This window comes from Clostridium sp. UBA3061, from assembly GCF_002367465.1.
Lineage (GTDB): Bacteria > Bacillota > Clostridia > Clostridiales > Clostridiaceae > Clostridium_J > Clostridium_J sulfidigenes.
The window spans coordinates 86,959-105,806 of sequence record NZ_DFCF01000005.1 but is presented as its reverse complement, the minus strand read 5'-3'; the positions used below and the strand labels follow the sequence as shown (position 1 = coordinate 105,806).

Genomic DNA, 18,848 nt, shown 5'->3' with positions numbered 1-18,848 from the left:
TTTCATATATCACGAATTATTAACAAAGTTATACACAGAAAATAGTCTAAAAATAAAAGAAGTGAATTTTACTTAGAGTTAATAGCTCTTGCTATAAAGGTATGAAGGTAGTTGTATATGATAAAGTTGAAGATAGTAAAGGAGTTTAAAAATACGTGATATATAAGTTTCAATAAATAAAACTCATTAATATTCCCTAATGTGATCTAAGATTGCAAGTAAATTTAATGTAGAGACTTTATTAAAACATATATAATAAAAAATCTAATTATAACTAGAGAGAAAACAGGAGGGATTACTATGAATTTTAAAATAATAGGTAGTGGAGGATGTGTTACACTACCAAAGCCACTTTGCTGTTGTAGAGTATGTATGGAGGCTAGAAAGAAGGGAAATCCTTATGCAAGATTTGGATGTAGCATATATCTAGAAGAAGCTAAGCTACTTATAGATACCCCAGAGGATATTTCTCAAAGCTTAAATTATGGAGAAATTAAGGAAATAGATAGAGTTTTATATAGTCATATGGATCCAGATCATACCCTTGGTATGAGGGTATTTGAACAGCTTCGACTAAATTGGCTAAATATTTCCCAAGGAATAGAATGTGAAAATCCCATAGAAGTTATAGCTATGGATCATGTAATGGAGGATTTAAATTCCATACGCTCAAAGCATGGCTCATATTTTGACTACTATGAAAAAATAAGAAATTTAATAAAAAGACATGTGGTTAATGATTCAATACAAATAGGAGAAATAAAAATAACTCTAATTAAGGCTGAATCTGCTACAGTATTTGTTTTTGAAGAAGGAGAAAAGAAGCTTATATATGCTCCTTGTGATGTAAAACCTTTCCCAGTGAATGGAATCTTTAAGGATGCTGATGTAATGATTATAGGTAATACAGTTATTGGTGATGTCTTAAAGGGTGACTTTAAGTTAGAAGAGGACAATCCTTTAAGAGAAGAATTATTTGTAATGGATGAGATAGTGGACTTAAAGAATAAATATAATATTAAAAAGGTTATAATGACACATCTTGAGGAAGATTGGGGAAAATCCTATGATGATTATTTAGAGTTACAAAATCATTATGAAGATATTAGCTTTGCTTACGATGGAATGGTAATAAAATTATAAAACTTATTCAATAAGAGTACAAATCATTTATATAGAAAAAGGGGGTGTATTTAGTATGAGTTAAGTCTCATACTATGAAAATTATGAAGGTGGTTATATATGATAAGGTTAAGGATTTTTTAAATATTAATGAAGAGATACTTCTTGAGAAGGAATCAGTAAACCAATTAATATTATTTAATGCATATGTAAATAGAGAAAAAGATACTGATAGTGATGTTTTATTTGGGCGTGTAGAAGATGAGTCAGGAGTATCCCTTGTTTTCTGTAATGTGAGTCCATATAATTTGCAAATAAACAATTTAAAAGAAAAAGATGATAATGCTATTAAAGCATTAGTTGATTATTTGATAGAAAGTAAAATTAATATAGTAGGTATTAATGCAAATAAAAAAGTTTGTGATAAATTTATTGAATATTATGAAGGTAAAACAAAGTGTCAATTCAAGGAACGCTTAGCCATGGATATTATGGAGTTGAGAAAATTAAATTCTGTTACATTGCCTAAAGGGTATTTTCGAGAAGCTACAGAGCAGGATTTAGATTTAGTAATAGATTGGCATATTAAATTTGGAAAAGAAGCTTTAAATGAGGACATGGTTGTAGAAACTTTTATAGAAAAGCTAGTTACTAGAATTAGAAATGGAGCTATATATATTTTCGAAGATGAAAATCATGTGCCAGTTTCTATGGCAGCATTTACAAAACAATTAAAGAAAGGAATTTCTGTTAGTTTAGTTTACTCAGATGCTAGAAAGAGGGGCATGGGCTATGGAGTTGCTGTAGTTTATAACCTAAGTAAATTATATTTAGAAAGAGGAAATGAGTTCTGCAGCCTCTTTGTAGATAAACGCAATCCTGTATCTAACGGAGTTTACACTAAGATAGGATATAAAATTATTGAAGATAATTTTGATTATAGAATTGTTCAGTAGGGATTAAAGAGAGAGAGTAATTTTTAGAATTTTTAGAAAGCTAGGTGACTTATGATGATAAACATTATAGATACTTTTAAGGATTATAAGGGATTTATGGAAGAAAACTTAAATAAAGAGCCTAAGGAAAAGATGGAGTTATGGGAGAAGTTTTACAATAGTAATTTTCCAGAGATGGGGAGAAAATAGATGCTTTAGTTTGTCACGAACTTTGTCATGTAGTTCACTTTCAAATAAGAGGTGAATCAAAATTACCAAAGCAGGTAGAGCAGAGTAAGTATAATGAAGGAATCTGGAATATATATGAGGAAGGCTTTGCCCAATATTTTCAACAAGTATTAGGAGAGAGTAGTTTTGATTCTAGGGGAGAGCAGTGGAGCATTGACTGTGAAGAGTTAGAAAAAGAACTTAAATTAAAATATGTAGAAGCTTTAAAGGACAAAGAAAAAGGAACTAGAGACTTTTATGGTGATTGGTTCAAAGTTTTAGGTATCAGTGATGTGGGGTATTTCTTAGGATCTAAGCTGATAGGTGAGTTAAGTAAGAGATATACCGTGGAAGATATAGCAGCTATGGATTTTAATCTTATAGAAAAAGAAGTTTTAAGATATTTAAAAAGTTAAGTTTTTAAATAGTAATAATCACAAGAGAAGGAAATAGCTTTTACAATATGCTAAAAAGTAAAAAATAAGGATTTATTAAAGGCGTAAAAGAAAAGAGGAATAATATGAAAAGATTAAACTTATATTATTTTGGTGATATACAAGTTTATGATAAATATAACCCTGCATATGTGTGTGATGAAAATTTTGCATCAGAAATATTATATATCATTGCAGAAAATGAGGCATTTTCATTAACACAGGAGGATATAAGTAAATTTATAGATATTGATAATCATAGGTTAAATAGTATTATAAGTAATTTGAAAAGAATAAATGCAATAGAAGAAAATAAAGAAAAATTTAAAATAAACTTCCCTATATTTTTACAGAGTGATATTGAAATCATGGATGTATATCTAAAGAATGTGGAAGAGCAAATAGTAGATAGAATTATTAAGATAAAACCTTTAGTAGTTGAGAAGCTTCAAAATTTATCAAGTTATAAGATTTTTGATGAAGAAAGATTACTATATCATATAATTTGCGACATGATTTTTGATGGAATTGCCTTTGATTTTTTTGAAGAAAGAAATGTATTTACTAGCTCTAAGCTTCAGCCAGGTAATAGGAATTATATGATAATTGGATATGAAGACAGCTATATTGTTGATAGTTATAGCAATAAACCTTTATGCAGTAGTAATAATTATGGAAGTAATAAGTTTATCTTTAATAGTTTTGGAGATTCTAATGGAGTACGTAAAGATATGTATAGATTTTTTAGAATGACACAACAGAGTATTAGAAATTCAACTCCTTTCCAAGATTTAAATCTACCATATATAAAAATTATAGATAAGGTTAATAAAAACACTGCGGAAAAATGTGGCCAACTAATGTGGGGAATTTTTAGTGAAGCAATTAATTATAATGAGTTGTCAAATGAAGATAAAGAGTTAGCAATTTTTCTTAAAGAGATGGACTACATAAACATAGATGAAACGGATAATAAATTATATTGTAATGTACCTATATTTCAAGAAAGAGATATGAAAATAGTCACCGAAATAGGTGAAATTATTCTTATAGAGATCCTTGAAACAGTAAAAAATACGTTAAGTAGCATAGAGAAATATTCCAAGGGTTTAACGGCAATTAAGCATAAAGTGAGTATAAAGGAAGTAGGAAATGAACTTTGGCATCAAATATTTGGACGTGCCAATGAGGATTTAATAAAAGAAGGAATTGTAGCTAAACCATATGAGAGTAAGAAAGAAGGAAGATACTTAAAGAGCATGATGGTATATGATTAATAAAAATAGGTTTATAGAAAGAAGTGATGAATATGAAGGATGACATATTAAAGCTAGTAAAATTAGAAAATCGCAAGGTGCTTATATTAAGAAAACCAACTGAAGAGGATTCAGAGGCTATGATTGAGTATCTAAATATAGTTGGTGGAGAAAGTGACAACCTTCTTTTCGGTAAAAATGAGTTTAGACTTACTCTGGAGCAGGAAAGAGAGCATATTAAAAATATAAATGAAAATAATAATGCTCTTATGCTCCTAGGTATTATAGATAATCAAATAGTTAGTGTTTCTCAAGTTAGTGCTCCGAATAGAAAAAGAATAGCCCATAATAGTGAATTAGCTATTTCAGTAAAAAAGGAATGCTGGAGCATGGGAATTGGCACTACAGTTATGAAAGTATTAATAGACTTTGCTAAGAATCATGAAACTATAAAAACTATAAGTTTAGGTGTTAAAGCTAGCAATAAAAAAGCTCAACATCTTTATGAGAAGCTTGGATTTGAAAAAGTGGGAGTTCATAGAAACTTCTTTAACATAGATGGAATTTATGATGATGAAATTCTTATGGATTTATATATAGAATAAAGGCGTATTACGGGGATTTAATAAAAGGTTAAAGGGGAGAAATATAAGTTGGAAAAGCAAGAATTAAAAGAATTGTTAAAGAGTATAAAGGAAAATGATTATAAAGTACCAGAAGGGGTAAATCCATATGAGTTATCTTTGAAAATGATGGATAATATAGGGGATATTGATAGTGAATTGCGTGATGATCTTATACTTTCCAATTTATTTACGTGGATAGATGGAAATCAGCTATCAGAAAAGCAGGTTAATGAGCTATTGTGGATAGCTTTAGATGAAAATCATATTCTTAAGGGTTTAGGTAACATTGATGATTCGGTTTTCGGTAGAACCTTTTCAAGTGAAATAGTTGCAGCATGCATCTATAGACATAGAAGTGATAAGTTCTTATCTAAAAGTGATATGGAAAAGGCCTTTGATACTCTTTTGAAATTTTATAATGAAGATAAGGATGTTAGAGGATATATAGAAGTTAAAGGTTGGGCTCATGGAGCTGCCCATGGTGCTGATGCTCTTGATGAATTTGCTAAGTGTGAAGAAATTGGATATGAGAGATTAAAAAACATACTAGATGCATTTTATAAAAAGTTAAATATAAATTATTATGGATATATTCATTTTGAAGATGAACGTATGATTACAGCTGTTAAATCTATATTGGAAAGAGAAATAATACCAATAGAAGAAATAGAAGAATGGATAAAAAGTTTTAATAAAATAGAAAAGGTAGGAAAGTATCCAGAAGATTTAGTCATTGCATTTAATGTAAATATGTTCTTGAAAAGCCTGTACTTTAGACTAATTGACATACCTAAATATGAGAAAATTGCAAATACAGCTAGAGAAGTATTGAATGAAATAAGTAGATTTAAATAAGGGGAGTAGAAATGCTAAAGGTGATGCAGATTTCAAGCGATATTGCAGATGTTGTCCATGATATACAGAAAAGGTCATTTAAACAATTGCTTGACAAATATCATGATTATGATGTAAACCCTGCAATGGAAAGTATTGATATGGTTAAAGAAAAGATGGATAGAGCCAATATTACAGCTTATATTTTTAAGCTGAACGACGTTAATGTTGGCTGGGTTAGAGTAACAGAATTAGAGGAAATGACTTATAAGATATCAGCTTTATGTGTTCTTCCAGAATACCAAAATAGGGGAATTGCACAAGAAGCATTGAAACAAATAGAAAGTTATTATCCTAAAGTACAGAAGTGGGGTTTGGATACAATATTTCAGGAAAAGGGCAACTGTCATCTATACGAAAAATTAGGATATAAAAAAGTTGGTGATCTAATACCGATAAATGAAAGAATGACACTTGTTAGTTATGAAAAGATATGTAAAATATAAGATTGATTATTTACTAGAAGTAATTTTAAAATTATAAGATAGTTCAAACTTGCCTAATTTGAAAAAGAGGAGTGATACTAAGTGACAAGTCATAATATTATGCATGAAGTGAAAATTGACAAGTCGTGCTTTGAGGTATTTCCAGAATTAGAATCTGATAGATTAATATTTAGAGAGGTAAATCCAGAAGATGTAGAAGAGATATTTAAGATTTATAGTGATCCTGAAGTTGTTAAATATGATTGGTTTACACCCATTAATACTAAAGATGATGCACTATCCATAATAAATCATTACAAAAATGAATTTAAAAATAAAGAAGAGATTACATGGGGTGTAGCAAGAAAGAATGATAATAAAATCATTGGATATTGTAATTTAGGGAGCTTTGATGATGCTTCAATAAGAAGCGAGATTGGATATGGATTTAATCGTGATGAATGGAATAAAGGATATGCAACTGAAGTTATAAGGGTTTTGGTGAAATTCGGATTTGAAGTAATGAACTTTAATAGAATAGAAGCTACTGTAACCCTTGGTAATGAAGCTTCTGTAAAAGCTCTAAAAAAAGCAAACTTTGTTCAAGAGGGGATTTTTAGAGAAAGAACCATTATGAAAGGTGAGTTTGTGGATGATGTTATATTAGCCATATTAAAGAAAGATTATAAAGTATGATGATAAAGTTCTTATGGATTTATGCTTTTAAGTAAATAATTAGGGGATGAGTTTTTGAAAATTGGGGTTATTGGACCAACGGAAAATGAAATTATGCCTTTTATTGAGGAGATTTCTAATAAAAAAGTAGAAAATGTTGCTATGCTGACATTTTATAGTGGTATATACAAAAACAGTAATGTTGTTGCATTGTATTGTGGGGTTTGTAAAGTTAATGCAGCCATTGCAACTCAAATATTAATAGATAAATTCAATGTTACTCATATTATTGTGACAGGGGTAGCAGGAGGAATAGATAATATATTAAATATTGGAGATACTGTTATTTCAACAGAAATAACATATCATGATGTGGATGAAGGTATCTTGACTGAATATCATCCATGGATGGAAAGTATATACTTTAAAACAGACAGTAAGCTGGTTGAATTATGTAGAGCAGTGATAGATAAAAATACATTCACTCAAAAAATATTCTTTGGAAGAATTGTTACTGGAGAAGCCTTTATAAGTGATAATGGTCGTACTGAAATAATTTCTAAATATCATCCACTTTGTGTAGATATGGAAACGGCAAGTATTGCTCATGTGTGTTACGTGAATAATGTTCCATTCATAGCAATAAGGTCTATAACAGATACAGAAGATCAGTGTGGGGTAGAAGTATTTGAAAAGAACTGTGTATCAGCATCAAATAATTCAATTAATATGGTTAAAAAAATATTAGAGATGAGGTGGATGTAACATGAGAACTGAAAAGGAAATGTTTGATTTAATATTGAGTGTTGCAAATAGAGATAGCCGAATTAGAGCTGTTTATATGAATGGTTCTCGGGCAAATCCTAATGTGAAAAAAGACATTTTTCAGGACTATGACATTGTTTATGTAGTTACTGATACAGAATCTTTTCTGAGAGATGATGATTGGATAAGTGTTTTTGGTGAGCCAATTATTTTCCAAGAACCTGATAAGCTTGATAAAATGCAAGGAAGAGATGTTGATTTTAAAAATGGCTATACTTATTTAATGCAGTTTACAGATGGAAATAGAATTGACTTGCATATTCAGCCTATAGAGATATTAATAAAGGAATATGGAAAAGATAAATTAACTGTTCCTTTACTTGATAAAGACAGCTGTTTACCACAAATACCAGCAACAACTGATGAAGATTATTGGGTAAAAAGACCTACCTATGGACAATATTATAGTCGATGTAATGAGTTTTGGTGGGTAGCGCCATACTGTGCAAAAGGACTTTGGAGGGAAGAAATTCTTTTTACAATAGAGGTAATGAATAGTTATGTAAGAAAAGAATTATTAACTATGTTATCTTGGCAGGTGGGGATTCAAACAGAATTTAAAGTAAGTATAGGGAAAGTAAATAAATATTTAAAAGAATATTTGGATTTAGATGTATGGACAAGGTTAATGAGTACCTTTAATATGAGTGATTATGATTCCTCTTGGAATGCACTAATCACAACATGCCAGTTATTTGAAGAGATTGCACCTGAAGTAGGTAAAATATTTGGATATGAATATAATTATGAAGAGGCTAAGAGAAGCTTTGAGTTTATAAAGCATATCAAAGAATTACCGAGGGATGCTACAGAAATATATTGATTAAATAAAAATATATAGTAATTGGGGTGGGATAAAATAATGGTAATCTATAATGATATTTTAGAAAGAACTGAAAGGCTTGAAATAAGGGCACTAAAATTAGAAGATTATAAAGTATGGCTAAGGGGGTTCAAAGAACAGAATGAATCTCAATCTCCTTATGATGAGGGATGGTTTGATACATCTTTTATCACTGAGGAATGGTATGCTAAGAAATTAAATGAACGAGAGGAACTAGGCAAAAATGATTCCACCTATATGTTGAATATTTTTCGTAAAGAGGATGGAGCTTCAATTGGTTATTGTGATATTACAACTCATGTGCGTGAAGACTTCCAATATGCAAGGGTTGGTTATACAATACATAATCAGTTTTGGAATAAAGGTTATGGAAAGGAGAGTATAAAAGCACTAGTTAATATAGGATTTGAAGACTTGAATTTTCACAGATTAGAGGCTCATATAAATCTTGATAATATAGTTTCTAAAAAAGTAATTTTATCAGCCGGTTTTCATTTTGAAGGAATTAGAGAAAAGTTTATTCTGGAAGATAATGAGTGGAGAGACAATGAAATATACTATATTATTAATAAAAATTGGAAATATAATCAATAATAGTTAAGAATAGATAAATGAAACTTTTTTAAAGTGTGTAAGGGTTTAAGGAAAGATGATATGTAGATTAGATGGAGAAGAGGATTTGGAAGTTCTCGCAGAATGAGATGGCAACGTGAATAGGAAGAGGAAGACTTTTCAATTAAGAATGAGGTAATGGAACTAGAACTATAGAAAATTAGGACAAAGAGGGGCAGACCCATAATTTTAAGTAAGGTGGTATTTAGATGAAGATAGAGGATATTTCAAAGATAGAACAGGAAGCGGATAGAGTTTCAGCTCTTTATGATATTTTTGATGAAGGTTCAAGATTATCTACAAAGGCAAGGCAAGTGGAGTTTTTAACAATGGTAAGGCAGATTGAAAAAAATCTTAGACCAGGTATGAAAATACTAGATTTAGGAGCTGGAACAGGAGAATATAGCTTGTACTTTGCAAAACGGGGATTTGATGTAACTGCCATTGAGCTAGTTGAAAAACATGTTATGCAAATAAAGGGAAAAGTTGATTCTCAAATGTCCATGGAAGTATTTCAAGGTAATGCAATGGATATATCTATGATTAAAGATAAAACTTATGATATTGTATTATGCTTTGGTCCCTTATATCATTTGTCAAAAATTCAAGATAGGATGAAGTGCATAGCAGAAGTAAAAAGAGTTTGTAAGAAGGATGGAAAGATGTTCTTTGCATTTATATCTAATGACATGGTTATTACTACGGAAACTATGCTCTATGAAGAAGATTTTTTAAAGGGAAATAACTATAATCATGACACCTTTAAAGTTGTAGACTTTCCTTTTGTTTTCCATACAGTAGACCAGTGTAGAAAGCTATTAAGAGAATCTGACTTAAAAATTACGTCAGAGGTTGCTACAGATGGATTAAGTGAACTCTTGGCAGATAAAATAAATAATATGGATGAGGAAAGTTATAGTAAGTGGCTTAACTATCATTATTATTGCTGTGAAAAGCCTGAGTTTTTAGGTACAAGTAACCACCTTTTATTTGTAGCGGAGAAGTAAATATTAAATTCATTGTGAATTGAGGTGTAAATGATGATTGATTTGGTACAGCCAGAACTCTGTCTTGAGGAAAAATTTATTGAAATGTTTAATGACTATAATAAAAATGACGAAGATGTGATTGAGAGAAGGTATTCTAGAGCAAATTATGATTTTAAAAGTTATTTAGATTATCTTAAGAATAGGGAAAAGGGAGTTAATCTAGAAGTGGGACACGTTGCATCATCAGAATGGTGGCTTTTAAATGAAAACAAGGATATTTTAGGAACTGTTAGATTAAGATATGAGCTTAATGAGACAAACTATGAAGAAGGTGGACATATTGGTTATGATATATCACCAAGGTATAGAAGAAAGGGATATGGAAAGTTAATATTAAATTTAATATTGGAAAAAGCAAGGGTGCTAGGACATAGAACAGTTTTAGTAACATGTGACTTTGATAATATTGGTTCTAAAAAGATAATTGAGTACAATGGTGGAAGGTTAGAAAACACTGTAATTTCAAAGGAACCAGGTAAAGAGGTATTAAGATATTGGATAGAACTTTAATTGGAAAGGATTTCTTTTTACCACAGATAGCTATGGAAAAGTATATTATTTAAGATATCTATTTAATTGGTATATGATATATGAACTATAGTGATATAAATAATATGAAAGATAAAGTCTACAAGAATTAAAGGAATGAAGTTATTATTCGACTGGAGGAATGAACTCAAATTCACTCCTTCCTTATATAGATTATGAAGCATTTAAAAAGAATCCTAAAATAATAATAGGTTATTCTGATGTTACAGCAATTCTACTGGCTATTTATGAACAAACAGGAATAAGTACTTATTATGGACCTGCATTGGTAGCTTCATTTGGGGAATTACCACCCTTTGTTGATGCCACTTTTAAATATTTAAAAGAAATTACGATGGATGAAATAAAAATTCCTTATGTTTTTGAAATTCCACAATATTGGACAGATGAATATGTTAATTGGGAAACACAAGATAGAGGCAAAGAAGAGAGAGAAAATAAATGGATTACGATCTATGAAGGGGTTGCTAGAGGTAGAATAATAGGTGGAAATCTGAATACAATGCAAGGTATATGGGGGAGCAAATACATGCCTGAAATAAAGGATGGAGATATACTTTTTATAGAAGATTCTTTAAAAGATGCTGCAACAATAGAAAGAAGTTTTTCTTTTTTAAAAGTAAATGGTGTCTTTAATAGAGTTTCAGGAATAATACTTGGAAAACATGAGTTGTTTGACGACTTAAAGACAGGTAAAAAACCATATGAAATATTGTTAGAAGTGTTAGGCAATAAAAAATTACCATTCATTGCAGATTTCGATTGCTGTCATACACATCCAATGATGACTCTACCAATAGGATGTGAGATTGAACTTGATGCTACAAACAAGAAAGTAAGTATTATTGAGGAATGGGGATTATAGGGTATTGCGAATTTAACAATGTTTACTAATTACTGGAGGGAGAATTTATGGAAACATATATAAAAAAGAAATTGCAGGAAAGAAACCATAGAATAATTGAAGCTATAATCAAAAAGGCAGAAAATGTATGTCCAGGCTCCATTGCATTAATAGGAATTGCCGGTTCGTTCCATTCTGGTGATATCTATGAAAAATCCGACTTAGATTTATGTATCGTTATTAATGATGATAGTGGTTGGAAAGTTGCATCGTGCTTTATCATTGAGGATGTAGCTTTTGATATATATTGTACTCCATGGAATAGACTCGAGGAAATGTCAAAATATAATGATCCCTATATTACAAAACTAATAGAGTTAGATATTGTTTACTGTAATGATGAGAAGTACATGCAGAAATATATGAAATTAAGATCAGTTGTTATAAATAAACTAAATGAAGAGTATTCAATAGAAAATATTGAGAAGGCTGAAAATTTTGTCAATGAAGCAATGAAAGGATATGGAAATGTAATGCTGAGTAATAAATACGGTGAATGTAGATATGAGGCAGCAAGTATTTTATATTATATTGAGTTTGCTATTTATATGTATAATAAGTCATATGTAAAAAGAGGTGTTAAAAGAGTCCCAGAAGAAATTTCTACAATGAAATATCTTCCCATAGGTTTTAATGAATTATATTGGAATTTAATCAAAGCGACAAGTATTCAAGAGGTTAAAGAATCATCAACAATGTTAATGAAATCACTAAAAGATTTTGCAAAGGAAATGAAGGATAAAGTTATTTCAAAAAAGGTAATCTCCCAAGCTGACATTATTGGCACATATGAAGAAATTTATTCTAATTGGAAGAATAAAATGTATCATGCTGCTGAAAAGGGTGATACCTATTTATCATTGATGACAGCTGCCAGTTGCCAACAATTCTATGACGAAATGTATAGTAAATACGATATTGCTAGAACAAACCTAATGAAGAATATCACTCCAGACAACTTAGCTTTATCAGCAAAAGAATTTGATAATTCAATGGAAGAATATAAAAAGAACTATGAAACACTTGGTATGGAGATTGAATATTACAAAAATTTGGATGAATTTGAAAAAATGTATTTAGGGTAATCAATGATTTTTATTAGAATAGTAGCAGTTCATGATACTAATAATATTACCTAGCTGTATATTCAATATTAAAGAATGAGTGGAACAATGAAGCATTGGAATCTATATAATTTGATTATCTAAGAATTAAATTAATAAAATAGCAAGAATAGAAGAGGTATTATGTTTATGGAATTTAAAGAAGTAAAAATCGAAATATATGTTCCAGAAGAATATGTAATAGAATTAAGAGATGAACTTAATAAAGTGAATGTTTGCAAAATTGGAAACTATGATAATGTTATCTCGATAACAAATGTTAGAGGATATTGGAGACCTTTAGAAGGTTCAAATCCTTTTATTGGTGAAGTAGGTAAAGTATGCGAGGGTCAGGAATGTAAGATTGAGATAAGATGTAAAAAAGAATATGTTAGGAATGCTATTAAAGTTATTAAAAAAATTCATCCATATGAAGAACCACTAATTAATATTATTCCAATTATAAATGAATTATTTGAATAAAAAATAATTCATTTGAATTAGATGGACAAAGGTTATAGGAGGAATTTTATTATTCAACAATTCCTGGAAGTATTGAATTGGAGAGAGAATGGATTAAGAGACGAGAGTATAAAAGAGAAAATAATCTTGAGTATAATTATTCAATTATTTATGAAGATGCTGTGATTGGTGGATGTAATATAAAAATATTTCAAGATAGTCCTCACGTAGGAGAAATAGGTTATTTTATAGATAGAATTTTTTTTTAATAGGGGCATTGCAACTGAAGTTGTAAAGATGTTAGAAAATATTGCTTTTAATAATTTGAAATTAATAAGACTGGAAATTCGTATGGATCCACGAAATAAAGCAAGTGAAAGAGTTGCTATAAAGAATAATTTTAAAAAAGAAGGCTTATTAAAAAAGGTTATGAAGTTTGAGAATAACTATTATGATAATTTGCTCTATGCAAAAATAAATGAAGAATAACCAAAGGAGAGATTAAAAGAAAAGATTCAATTGTAATAAATTTAAAGGAGAAAATAAAATCATGAAAATATGCTTTGAAGAATTTAAAGATGAAATTGATACTCTTGTAGGATTTTTAACATCAGATACTTGGGAATTTTATGGAACACCGAACCAAAATCCTGAAAGAATTAGAGAGAGCTATGAAAAACATTATTATACTGGGGATGACTGCAAAACGTTTTGGGTTATTCTAGATGAGGGTATAAAAGTGGGAATGATAAGAATTTATGATTTACAAGATGATAGCCCGTTGTTTGACATAAAACTTTTGAGCAAGTACAAAGGTATGGGAATCGGGACAATTACTGTGAACTGGCTTGTTGATTATATATTTAATAATTACTCAGATAAGGAAAGGATAGAGGGAAATACAAGGCAGGATAATTATGCAATGAGATGTGTATTCCATAAGTGTGGTTTTGTTAAAGAGGCACATCATCGAAAGGCATGGGGAAGTAAAAATGGAAAACTATATGATGCAATTGGTTATGGTATTACAAGAGAAGATTGGCAAAATGGAAAAACTACCCCAGTAAATTGGAATGACTTTAAGTGTTAATCATATAAATAAACAAAATTCTTATTTGACGAATTATAAAGATGTAGTAGTACAAAAATAAAATAGATAAATTTTAGTTAAGCTTATTCACTTATTGTACAAGTTTAACTAAAGATAATGATGAGAATTACAATAAAGAAAGAAGATTTTAAAATGATAAATATTAGTATAGAAACAGAAAATCTAATTATAAGACCATTTTTACCATACGATGCAAAGGATGCAGTATATTATAGTCAACAACCCAATGTGTCTTACTGGCTGTCTGATATGGTTTTGCATAATGAGTCAGAAGCACTTTCTTGGATAAATTGGCTAAATGAAAAGTTTAATATAAATGAGCCTTTTATAATATTGGCAATTGAATATAAAGTGGAGCATAAATGTATTGGTGTTGTGGGAGTTCATGCAAAAGCTGAAATAGATAATGAAGTTGAGATTTTATATGGTATTTCTGATAGCTACCAAGGGAATGGATATGCAACAGAAGCAGCTAAAGCGCTAATTCAGTGGGTTTTTGAAAATACTGAATTAAAGTCTTTAACTGCAATCGTAAAGCCAGAGAACACTTCATCTAAAACTGTGATTAATAAACTTGGATTTAATTATGTTGACGACAGAGTAGTACTATATGATGGTGAAATGTGTAAGTTTAATTATTATAAATTGTTTAATAATCATTCATAATAATTATATTTTATATATTATGGTAGTAAAACAATACTAAAGGAAAGTAAAGGAACTTAAATTAAAAAGGGGAAATTTATATGTTGACACATAAGGGGACACAAACAATAAATACAGATAGGCTTTTACTGAGAAAGCTTGAAGTTGAAGATTCCAATGACATGTTTAAAAACTGGGCAACAGATAGTGAAGTAACAAAATTTTTATCTTGGAAGCCCCATGATAATGTAGAAGAAACTAAAGAAATTATAAAACAGTGGACTTTGGAATATGCAAATGATGATAACTATAATTGGGCTATTGTGTTAAAAGATATTGGAGAAGTTATAGGTGAAATTTCTTTGGTGAGAATAAATGAAAAACATTATTCCTGTGAAGTAGGATATTGTATGTCAAGAAAATATTGGAATATGGGCATAATGACTGAAGCATTGAAGGCTGTGATTGATTATTTATTTTCTGAAATTAGATTTAATAGAATAGTAGCACTTCATGATACTAAAAATGGTGCATCAGGAAAGGTAATGAATAAAAGTGGAATGAAGTATGAAGGAACATTAAGACAAGCTAGTTTCAGTGAGAAAAGAGGCTTTTATGATTTAGCGATATATGCCATATTAAAAGATGAATGGAATAGTGAAAGTAGAAGTTAAAATAGAGAAAGTTCTATGAATATAAAGGAGAATATTGATATGTATACAAAAAATGAAATTATAGAAATTGCTAAGGCTCAGTTAGCTCTGGATTATAACTGTGAGGTATCTGATTTTGAAAAAGAAGTAAATACAATAGTTGAGAATAAACTTGTTGAAGGTAGAAGAATTTATGATACTGATGGATGTGCTCTTAAAATACTATGTTTTGGAAACAAAGCAATTATTAGTACAACTCCTACATTGATGCCATGGCTTGAAGAAAAATTTATTAATGCAAGTGCGGCATGGCTATTTGAATATCCTAAACTTAGGGCTATTGATAAAAAGCTACAGGAGGTTGGACATGAGATAGCAGATGCTCACCATTATTATCTACCAAATCCTGATGTTCAAGAGATGGATAAACCTATTTATGATATAAAATGGTACGAGCAAGAAGAAATTTTGAAGTTTAAGGGTGATAAGAGATTTGGAGAAGCTTTTTTATTTGATAAAAATATTCCAGATATGCTTGCAGTCTCTGCTTGGGATGGTGATGAAATAATTGGTATGGCGGGTGCAAGTGCAGATAGTAAAACTATGTGGCAAATAGGTATTGATATTTTGCCAGAATATAGAGGTAAGAGAATAGGAACAACCTTAGTTAAACTTTTAAAGAATGAAATTTTAAAGAGAGGAAAGGTTCCTTTTTATGGAACGGTGGAATCTCATTTTCACTCACAGAATATTGCCATAAATTCAGGCTTTTTCCCAGCATGGGCGGAACTTTATTCGAGAAGTAATTCCAAGGAATGCTAGTGCCATTAAATTGTATAAGGAATGTGGTTTTGATCACTTAAACATGATACAGCTTAGAAAAAATTATGATAAAACCTTAGATAAGGATGAGCATATAGAAGTTTTAGGTTTTGATTTTATAAAATATTAAAGGAGGTATTTATGATAGAGGGGAAAAGTGTAGTTATAAGGCAAATTGAACTAGGAGATGAGGAGTATTTATATAAATGGTGGAATGATGGAAGTTTTATGTCTCATGCTGCCTTAGCCTATGGTACTTTAGAGAGTAAGACTGCAATAAGAAATAGTATAGAGAAGGAAGTTTTAAATTCACAGTTATATGCTGCAAGTAAAAGATTTATAATCTGCAAGAAGGAGGATATGACTCCTATAGGTGAGATGAGTTATTGTGGCTGGGATAAAAGGGAGCAAAAATGTGAATTTGGAATAAAGATTTGGAAGGAAGAGCAAGGAAAGGGCTATGGAAAGGATGCTTTAAGTCATTTCATAGATTTCATGTTTAGATTTTTAAATTTAAATAAGATTGAACTTACTAGCATGATAGATAATAAACGCGCTCACAGTTTATATAGAGCATTAGGCTTCAAAGAAATTGGAATTGTAAGGGAAGGGTTCTTTGATAGTAGAACAGGAAAGTTTTCAGATGTAATGTACATGGATTTATTGAAAAGAGAATGGATTGATATTAGAGAAGAAGTATTGTAACAGATACATCAGAAGGAGATAATTATGATTTTAAACCAAGTTATAGGAATTGAAACTGAGAGATTAATTATTAGAACAATGTCACTTAGATTTATAACAGAAGTCTTAAAAAATGATATAAATGCGTATGATCATATAGGTGTAAATTTTAATGAAGAATGGCCAAGTTCCGATATAATGCCTGCGTTACCAATATTTAAGGCTCAGCTAGAAAAGAAACTTCCAGATGGATATGGACCTTGGATTTTTATTGATAAGGCGGACAATACCATAATTGGAGATGGTGGATTTAAAGGTTCTCCAAATGATATTGGAGAAATTGAAATTGGTTATAACATAGTTGAAAGCAAAAGAATGCTTGGGTATGGCTATGAAGCCGTTAATGCTTTGATAGAATGGGCATTTTCTCAAGAATCTGTGAAGGTAATTATGGCAGAATGCTTAAGAGATAATATGCCATCTATTAATTTATTAAATAAGGTTGGAATGACTAAGGTTAGAGAAGATGAAGAATTGGTTTATTTATCCTTAGATAAGAGCATTTGATAGTATAGTGTTTATCACGTAAAAAATTATTAAGGATAAGGAGAATATTGATAAATATGAATAAGATTGCTGTAATAGGAAGTGGCGGTTCAGGTAAATCTACATTTTCACGTAAGTTAGGAAGCATATTAAATCTTCCTGTATATCATCTAGATACTTTGTATTGGAATCCGGGTTGGATAGAGACACCAAAGGATAAATGGGAGAGTGTAGTAAGAGAATTAGCTGATAATGATCAATGGATTATAGATGGAAACTATAGATCAACTATGGATATCAGGTTAAACTCAGCAGATACAATAATATTTCTTAATATGTCAACTCTACTTTGCACCTATAGAATTGTAAAGAGAAGATTCATATTCAAAGGAAAGAAAAGGCCAGATATGACAGAGGGATGTGAAGAAAAGCTAGATTTAGAGTTTGTTAAATGGGTATTGAAGTTCAATAAAAATGAAAGACCTAAGATTTTAGAAAAGCTTAAAAACTATGAAGACAAAAAGATAATAGTACTTAATAATCTAAGAGAAGTAGATGAACTTCTTAAGAATTTAAAAGAAAATTAGAATGGTAAGTAAAGTTGATAAGAGTGTAAAGGAGATGAAAGAATGAGTATAATTCATAGTTTTGATGAGTGCATGGAGGCTATAATAAATCCAAAGGAAGTAGTAGAGAGAATTGAGGGTTTTCCTAAAGTAATAATAGCTACTTTTTCTCATAAAGTAATGGATGTTTTTTCAAAGTTAGAAGGTGTAGTTCAAGTAGGGGTTACAAGGTCAGTAAATGGTGACGTAATTATTTATAAGATGAATTACAAGGGCAAGGATATAGGATTTTATATGACTCCAGTAGGAGGCTCCTTTGCAACAGGTACCCTTGAAGAAATTATAGCTATGGGAGCAGAGAAGGTTATAGTATATGGCTCTTGTGGTTCATTAGATAAAAATATTACAGCTGGACATTTAATTGTTCCAACTGATGCATATAGAGATGAAGGGGTAAGTTATCACTATATGAAACCAAGTGATTATGTAACTATTGAAAAGGCTGATAAATTGGCAAGTATATTAAATGATTTAAAAATTCCCTATGTTAAAGGAAAGATTTGGACAACTGATGCAATTTATAGAGAAACCATAGGAAATATGCAAAAAAGAAAGGCTGAAGGATGTATTGCTGTGGATATGGAATGTGCATCACTAGCAGCTATGTGCAAGTTTAGAGGAGTAGAGTTTTTTCAATTTCTATACTCAGCAGATAACTTAGATAGTGAAAAGTGGGAAAAAAGAATTCTTGGTAATCTTGATTTAAGTAAAAGAGAAGGATATATGATGATAGCTTTTGAGATTGCAAGTAATATATAAAATTATTTTAAAATAAATGTAAGTAATGTATAATAATAACAAGGGAGTGTAAATGCTCA

The 18,848-nt window shown here is 30.0% G+C and carries 27 protein-coding genes; all 27 read left to right on the top strand.

Annotation, left to right across the window (positions count from 1 at the left end):
- Positions 1-300 precede the first annotated feature (300 nt).
- The 27 genes from B2P65_RS03630 to B2P65_RS03500 all read left to right on the top strand — a co-directional run bounded on the left by B2P65_RS03630 (position 301) and on the right by B2P65_RS03500 (position 18,789).
- Entirely contained in the window at positions 301-1,143 is an 843-nt protein-coding gene (locus B2P65_RS03630; protein ID WP_346847463.1) for an MBL fold metallo-hydrolase, read from the top strand.
- Positions 1,144-1,217: 74 nt separating this feature from the next.
- The gene (locus B2P65_RS03625) at positions 1,218-2,078 is read left to right on the top strand and encodes a GNAT family N-acetyltransferase (RefSeq protein ID WP_346847462.1); all 861 of its coding nucleotides are present in this window, start codon (positions 1,218-1,220) and stop codon (positions 2,076-2,078) included.
- A 54-nt stretch (positions 2,079-2,132) separates the two neighbouring features.
- Positions 2,133-2,267: a hypothetical protein gene (locus B2P65_RS03620; protein WP_346878256.1), complete on the top strand. Its 135-nt coding sequence runs from the start codon at positions 2,133-2,135 to the stop codon at positions 2,265-2,267.
- A 311-nt stretch (positions 2,268-2,578) separates the two neighbouring features.
- Positions 2,579-2,701 (top strand): hypothetical protein, encoded by a 123-nt coding sequence (locus B2P65_RS03615; RefSeq protein ID WP_346879614.1) that lies wholly within the window; start codon positions 2,579-2,581, stop codon positions 2,699-2,701.
- Between the two features lie 104 nt (positions 2,702-2,805).
- The gene (locus tag B2P65_RS03610; protein WP_346879613.1) at positions 2,806-3,996 is read left to right on the top strand and encodes a hypothetical protein; all 1,191 of its coding nucleotides are present in this window, start codon (positions 2,806-2,808) and stop codon (positions 3,994-3,996) included.
- 32 nt (positions 3,997-4,028) lie between these two features.
- Entirely contained in the window at positions 4,029-4,580 is a 552-nt protein-coding gene (locus tag B2P65_RS03605; protein WP_414632268.1) for a GNAT family N-acetyltransferase, read from the top strand.
- 48 nt (positions 4,581-4,628) lie between these two features.
- The gene (locus tag B2P65_RS03600) at positions 4,629-5,456 is read left to right on the top strand and encodes a DUF2785 domain-containing protein (protein ID WP_346847458.1); all 828 of its coding nucleotides are present in this window, start codon (positions 4,629-4,631) and stop codon (positions 5,454-5,456) included.
- A gap of 11 nt (positions 5,457-5,467) precedes the next feature.
- A complete protein-coding gene (locus tag B2P65_RS03595; protein ID WP_346879612.1) occupies positions 5,468-5,941 on the top strand; it encodes a GNAT family N-acetyltransferase in 474 nt (157 codons plus the stop codon).
- 81 nt (positions 5,942-6,022) lie between these two features.
- Entirely contained in the window at positions 6,023-6,616 is a 594-nt protein-coding gene (locus B2P65_RS03590; RefSeq protein ID WP_346879611.1) for a GNAT family protein, read from the top strand.
- A 54-nt stretch (positions 6,617-6,670) separates the two neighbouring features.
- Positions 6,671-7,360 carry a 5'-methylthioadenosine/adenosylhomocysteine nucleosidase gene (locus B2P65_RS03585; protein ID WP_346847455.1) on the top strand — a complete coding sequence of 230 codons (690 nt, stop codon included), beginning with the start codon at positions 6,671-6,673 and terminating at the stop codon, positions 7,358-7,360.
- Between the two features lies 1 nt (position 7,361).
- Positions 7,362-8,243 (top strand): aminoglycoside 6-adenylyltransferase, encoded by an 882-nt coding sequence (locus B2P65_RS03580; protein WP_346879610.1) that lies wholly within the window; start codon positions 7,362-7,364, stop codon positions 8,241-8,243.
- A gap of 39 nt (positions 8,244-8,282) precedes the next feature.
- On the top strand, positions 8,283-8,858 hold the full coding sequence (locus tag B2P65_RS03575; RefSeq protein ID WP_346847453.1) for a GNAT family protein: 576 nt from the start codon (positions 8,283-8,285) through the stop codon (positions 8,856-8,858).
- Between the two features lie 227 nt (positions 8,859-9,085).
- Positions 9,086-9,883, top strand: coding sequence for a class I SAM-dependent methyltransferase (locus B2P65_RS03570; protein WP_346879609.1), 798 nt, complete (start codon positions 9,086-9,088; stop codon positions 9,881-9,883).
- Between the two features lie 30 nt (positions 9,884-9,913).
- Complete coding sequence (locus B2P65_RS03565; RefSeq protein ID WP_346879608.1) at positions 9,914-10,435, top strand: GNAT family N-acetyltransferase; 522 nt, start codon at positions 9,914-9,916, stop codon at positions 10,433-10,435.
- A 160-nt stretch (positions 10,436-10,595) separates the two neighbouring features.
- Positions 10,596-11,339, top strand: coding sequence for a S66 peptidase family protein (locus B2P65_RS03560; RefSeq protein WP_346847450.1), 744 nt, complete (start codon positions 10,596-10,598; stop codon positions 11,337-11,339).
- Between the two features lie 47 nt (positions 11,340-11,386).
- Positions 11,387-12,463 carry a hypothetical protein gene (locus tag B2P65_RS03555; RefSeq protein WP_346879607.1) on the top strand — a complete coding sequence of 359 codons (1,077 nt, stop codon included), beginning with the start codon at positions 11,387-11,389 and terminating at the stop codon, positions 12,461-12,463.
- Between the two features lie 168 nt (positions 12,464-12,631).
- The gene (gene cutA / locus B2P65_RS03550) at positions 12,632-12,964 is read left to right on the top strand and encodes a divalent cation tolerance protein CutA (RefSeq protein WP_346879606.1); all 333 of its coding nucleotides are present in this window, start codon (positions 12,632-12,634) and stop codon (positions 12,962-12,964) included.
- A gap of 77 nt (positions 12,965-13,041) precedes the next feature.
- Positions 13,042-13,212, top strand: coding sequence for a hypothetical protein (locus B2P65_RS03545; RefSeq protein WP_346879605.1), 171 nt, complete (start codon positions 13,042-13,044; stop codon positions 13,210-13,212).
- Entirely contained in the window at positions 13,196-13,432 is a 237-nt protein-coding gene (locus tag B2P65_RS03540) for a GNAT family protein (RefSeq protein WP_346879678.1), read from the top strand. Before B2P65_RS03545 ends, B2P65_RS03540 begins: the two co-directional genes overlap by 17 nt.
- Before the next feature lie 61 nt (positions 13,433-13,493).
- Positions 13,494-14,033 carry a GNAT family protein gene (locus B2P65_RS03535; RefSeq protein WP_346847447.1) on the top strand — a complete coding sequence of 180 codons (540 nt, stop codon included), beginning with the start codon at positions 13,494-13,496 and terminating at the stop codon, positions 14,031-14,033.
- Positions 14,034-14,186: 153 nt separating this feature from the next.
- Entirely contained in the window at positions 14,187-14,720 is a 534-nt protein-coding gene (locus tag B2P65_RS03530) for a GNAT family N-acetyltransferase (protein ID WP_346879604.1), read from the top strand.
- Between the two features lie 80 nt (positions 14,721-14,800).
- Positions 14,801-15,373, top strand: a complete 573-nt coding sequence (locus tag B2P65_RS03525; RefSeq protein ID WP_346879603.1) for a GNAT family N-acetyltransferase — start codon at positions 14,801-14,803, stop codon at positions 15,371-15,373.
- Between the two features lie 39 nt (positions 15,374-15,412).
- The gene (locus tag B2P65_RS03520) at positions 15,413-16,174 is read left to right on the top strand and encodes a GNAT family N-acetyltransferase (protein ID WP_346847442.1); all 762 of its coding nucleotides are present in this window, start codon (positions 15,413-15,415) and stop codon (positions 16,172-16,174) included.
- A 141-nt stretch (positions 16,175-16,315) separates the two neighbouring features.
- Positions 16,316-16,879, top strand: a complete 564-nt coding sequence (locus tag B2P65_RS03515; protein WP_346847441.1) for a GNAT family protein — start codon at positions 16,316-16,318, stop codon at positions 16,877-16,879.
- A 24-nt stretch (positions 16,880-16,903) separates the two neighbouring features.
- Positions 16,904-17,425 (top strand): GNAT family protein, encoded by a 522-nt coding sequence (locus B2P65_RS03510; RefSeq protein WP_346847440.1) that lies wholly within the window; start codon positions 16,904-16,906, stop codon positions 17,423-17,425.
- Positions 17,426-17,481: 56 nt separating this feature from the next.
- Positions 17,482-17,991, top strand: a complete 510-nt coding sequence (locus tag B2P65_RS03505) for a DNA topology modulation protein (protein WP_346847439.1) — start codon at positions 17,482-17,484, stop codon at positions 17,989-17,991.
- A gap of 42 nt (positions 17,992-18,033) precedes the next feature.
- Positions 18,034-18,789, top strand: a complete 756-nt coding sequence (locus B2P65_RS03500) for a nucleoside phosphorylase (RefSeq protein WP_346879602.1) — start codon at positions 18,034-18,036, stop codon at positions 18,787-18,789.
- Positions 18,790-18,848: the final 59 nt, after the last annotated feature.

Excerpts from the sequence above, each read along its gene's own strand:
- B2P65_RS03630 (WP_346847463.1), top strand. The coding sequence starts at position 301 with ATGAATTTTAAAATAATAGGTAGTGGAGGATGTGTTACACTACCAAAG.
- B2P65_RS03625 (WP_346847462.1), top strand. The coding sequence starts at position 1,218 with ATGAAAATTATGAAGGTGGTTATATATGATAAGGTTAAGGATTTTTTA.
- B2P65_RS03620 (WP_346878256.1), top strand. The coding sequence starts at position 2,133 with ATGATAAACATTATAGATACTTTTAAGGATTATAAGGGATTTATGGAA.
- B2P65_RS03610 (WP_346879613.1), top strand. The coding sequence starts at position 2,806 with ATGAAAAGATTAAACTTATATTATTTTGGTGATATACAAGTTTATGAT.
- B2P65_RS03605 (WP_414632268.1), top strand. The coding sequence starts at position 4,029 with ATGAAGGATGACATATTAAAGCTAGTAAAATTAGAAAATCGCAAGGTG.
- B2P65_RS03595 (WP_346879612.1), top strand. The coding sequence starts at position 5,468 with ATGCTAAAGGTGATGCAGATTTCAAGCGATATTGCAGATGTTGTCCAT.
- B2P65_RS03580 (WP_346879610.1), top strand. The coding sequence starts at position 7,362 with ATGAGAACTGAAAAGGAAATGTTTGATTTAATATTGAGTGTTGCAAAT.
- B2P65_RS03575 (WP_346847453.1), top strand. The coding sequence starts at position 8,283 with ATGGTAATCTATAATGATATTTTAGAAAGAACTGAAAGGCTTGAAATA.
- B2P65_RS03570 (WP_346879609.1), top strand. The coding sequence starts at position 9,086 with ATGAAGATAGAGGATATTTCAAAGATAGAACAGGAAGCGGATAGAGTT.
- B2P65_RS03565 (WP_346879608.1), top strand. The coding sequence starts at position 9,914 with ATGATGATTGATTTGGTACAGCCAGAACTCTGTCTTGAGGAAAAATTT.
- B2P65_RS03560 (WP_346847450.1), top strand. The coding sequence starts at position 10,596 with ATGAACTCAAATTCACTCCTTCCTTATATAGATTATGAAGCATTTAAA.
- B2P65_RS03555 (WP_346879607.1), top strand. The coding sequence starts at position 11,387 with ATGGAAACATATATAAAAAAGAAATTGCAGGAAAGAAACCATAGAATA.
- cutA (WP_346879606.1), top strand. The coding sequence starts at position 12,632 with ATGGAATTTAAAGAAGTAAAAATCGAAATATATGTTCCAGAAGAATAT.
- B2P65_RS03535 (WP_346847447.1), top strand. The coding sequence starts at position 13,494 with ATGAAAATATGCTTTGAAGAATTTAAAGATGAAATTGATACTCTTGTA.
- B2P65_RS03530 (WP_346879604.1), top strand. The coding sequence starts at position 14,187 with ATGATAAATATTAGTATAGAAACAGAAAATCTAATTATAAGACCATTT.
- B2P65_RS03525 (WP_346879603.1), top strand. The coding sequence starts at position 14,801 with ATGTTGACACATAAGGGGACACAAACAATAAATACAGATAGGCTTTTA.
- B2P65_RS03520 (WP_346847442.1), top strand. The coding sequence starts at position 15,413 with ATGTATACAAAAAATGAAATTATAGAAATTGCTAAGGCTCAGTTAGCT.
- B2P65_RS03515 (WP_346847441.1), top strand. The coding sequence starts at position 16,316 with ATGATAGAGGGGAAAAGTGTAGTTATAAGGCAAATTGAACTAGGAGAT.
- B2P65_RS03510 (WP_346847440.1), top strand. The coding sequence starts at position 16,904 with ATGATTTTAAACCAAGTTATAGGAATTGAAACTGAGAGATTAATTATT.
- B2P65_RS03505 (WP_346847439.1), top strand. The coding sequence starts at position 17,482 with ATGAATAAGATTGCTGTAATAGGAAGTGGCGGTTCAGGTAAATCTACA.
- B2P65_RS03500 (WP_346879602.1), top strand. The coding sequence starts at position 18,034 with ATGAGTATAATTCATAGTTTTGATGAGTGCATGGAGGCTATAATAAAT.